At 61.7% G+C, this 2708-nt stretch carries 4 protein-coding genes; 2 read left to right on the forward strand and 2 right to left on the reverse strand.

Features of this window, described 5'->3' with window-relative positions:
- The coding region (locus B3C64_RS01620) for a type II toxin-antitoxin system YafQ family toxin (RefSeq protein WP_291533266.1) at positions 1–210 on the forward strand (210 nt) is incomplete at its 5' end.
- 207 nt (positions 211–417) lie between these two features.
- Here B3C64_RS01620 and B3C64_RS01625 read toward each other — a convergent pair.
- Positions 418–882, reverse strand: coding sequence for a D-aminoacyl-tRNA deacylase (locus tag B3C64_RS01625; RefSeq protein WP_291533276.1), 465 nt, complete (start codon positions 880–882; stop codon positions 418–420).
- 64 nt (positions 883–946) lie between these two features.
- A complete protein-coding gene (locus B3C64_RS01630; protein ID WP_291533267.1) occupies positions 947–1696 on the reverse strand; it encodes an alpha/beta hydrolase in 750 nt (249 codons plus the stop codon).
- Positions 1697–2033: 337 nt separating this feature from the next.
- Here B3C64_RS01630 and B3C64_RS01635 point away from each other — a divergent pair, with 337 nt between their 5' ends.
- On the forward strand, positions 2034–2693 hold the full coding sequence (locus tag B3C64_RS01635; protein ID WP_291533268.1) for a hypothetical protein: 660 nt from the start codon (positions 2034–2036) through the stop codon (positions 2691–2693).
- Positions 2694–2708: the final 15 nt, after the last annotated feature.

Here is a 2708-nt window from a genome sequence, read left to right on the forward strand (position 1 = left end):
GTCATCCGATTGGTGCTCGAAGACACGGATGAGGCGAAGGAAACGCTCCGCCGACGTCATCGCGCGCATCGTTTGCAAGGTGGCGAATGGGAGCGCGTGATTGAATGTCACGTCGGCAATGCCGGTGACTGGCTCGCTGTTTGGATTCGGGAAGATGGTACGGCTTGGTTTCTTCGCACGGGCAGTCATGAGGAGATATTTGGCGGTTGATGCAGATTTGAACCGCAGTTCTGAAGGTGAGTGAAATATCTAGGCAAATCCTTCATAATGCTTTGACTTTGATGAGGAATCCTCCGCGTAGAATTCCCTCTGAAGTTGTGCCTTAGGATTCGTCTGACTGGTGTCGGGGATTTTGGAAGAAATGTCGTTTCTGTGGATCAGTTGATACGGAAAGACGTTTGCTGGCACGGATATTTTTCATTCCCGCAAGGTGAATTGGAAGGGGCCATCGGCGATGGAGCCGATGCGCATGCGCGCGCCGAAACGCCCCTCGTATACGGGAACGTTTCCCGAACGCAACGCCTCGTTGAATCGGATCCACGTCAGATTCGCATGCTCGTCGTCGGCATCGTGCGAAACCAACCGCGGTCGTCCCACAGACTGGCGTCGCAACGACGTGAGCGGCTGCGGAACCGACAGGATCTCGCCGCGCATCTCCTGCACGGACAACGTCAAACGCCCCTGCGGCCCGTCGAAGCAGCGCAAGGTCAGCACGTGATGCGCCATCCTGGAGATCGCGGACCCGTCATCGTCCGGCTCCGCCTCGACGGTGAGCAGCAATCCCGGGCCGATCTGCCGCAAATCGAACGTCGGGTCCACCGTACCCAACTCGTTCAACACGGTGACGCTCGCCTCGGCGACGCGTTGCGCGCAAACCCTCATCATCCACCCACTTTCCAATCAACATAAGTCAAGACCACAGATCATCACGCTCACAGACGTCGAATTATTCGCCCGATGCGACGAATTCGCGGATGGCCGCGACTGCCCGCGCGCGCTGCCTCGCCGCGCTGATGGTCGCCTCGCCGTCGCCCCGCTGCCGGCCATAGCTGCCGAACCGCGCATGATTGCCGCCGCGAATCACCCGCTCGGTATACGCCCTCGGCATGAGCCTGCGCGCTTCGCGGACCTTCGCGCGGTTGAGCACGCCATCGTCGCTCCCATAAAGGGAAAGCACACGCAGATCCGTGCCGCTCAGGTCCGCGGTCGAATAGGAGGCCAACAGAACCAGTCCGTCCCACGCGTCCGCATGCTTGCCGGCGTAGCTCGCCGCCATCGCTCCGCCAAGGGAGTGGCCCGCAAGATACCAATGCCTGTACGACCCATACGCGTTCGCGGAACGTACGTCTTCGGCGCGGTCGATGCCGAAGAACGCGAGATTGGCGGGCATCCTCACCAGAAAACAGTCGACCCCCGCGGCCGCGGCCTCATGCATGAGCGGCGCGTAGGCGCTCGCCTCCACCTTCGCTCCCGGGTAGAACACCAACGCATCCTCGGTGCCGGGACCATCGAACTCCCACCCATGTTCGAAGTCGGAGACCCTGACCGCATCATCCGAACGCAACGCGGAACCGACGCCGACCGCATGATAGTAGTCGTTGACATACCAGACGCACCCGGCAGCCACGACCAGCAGCACCGCCACGAACGCGGACAACACACGGAACAATCCATGACGCTTCTGACGCTTTTCCAACGATCCTCCAAAACACAACGACCATATACAACCGACGCGGAACGCCTGCGACCGACATCGGCACGGAACACAAGCATCCGGCGCGGATTGCGGAACGGGCAGCGCGGGGCGATCCAACACAACTGCAGGTGTCCCGTTGCAGGCCTGCAACCGAATCCACGGCAACACCCCGCGAGCGCGGATGCCATGAACGTGGATGCCGCGAACGCCAGCCGTACCGCATTGTATTCGGCGCGCCTTACTATGCGAAGCGAACGCAAACAACCATCATCACGCCGACCGGCGGCACAAGCCCGATCCGGCCGCATGAAGCCGATCGGCCAAACGAAAGAACATGATGAGCGAAACAAGCAACACCATCCGCAAGGCGAACGTGACGCCCGCGGTGACCCCATGGGGCAAGAACCGCGTGAAGGAGACCGAAACCGGCAAACACGTGCTGATCATGCCGGGCATCGGATACACCGTCGACCGGCCGCTGCTGTACTGGGCCGCGCAGGCGCTCGCGGCCGACGGCTGGTTCGTCGACCGGCTCGACCTCAAACTGACCGAAAGCGTGGAATTTCCCGAAATGATCGCGTGCATGGAACGCGTGATCGACGAATGGTCGACTGCCGCGCGCGAACACGCCGCGGAATCCGGTGAGGAGCCACGACTGCTGGTCGTCACCAAATCGCTGTCGACACTGTCGTTCCCGCACGCGGCGAAACTCGGACTGCGCGTCGTGCTGCTCACGCCGGTCCTCAACCCGCCGCCGTTCGACAAACACAAGTCCATCATCCCCGCGCCGCTGCCGGCGCCGAACAAATATCCGATGCCGCTGATCTGCGCGGGCGACGCCGACCCGTACTTCGACGCCCGCAAGGCATGCCTGCTCACCAGCCATGTGCGCACGTTCGCCGGAGCCAACCATTCCATCGAAACGCCCGACGACTGGAACACGTCGCTCGACTACCTCAAACAGGTCACCCAGGCGATCGTCGACTACGCCGGCTGAACCATCCCGCATACA

The sequence above is a fragment of the Bifidobacterium sp. UBA6881 genome (assembly GCA_002451435.1).
Classification (GTDB): Bacteria; Actinomycetota; Actinomycetes; order Actinomycetales; family Bifidobacteriaceae; genus Bifidobacterium.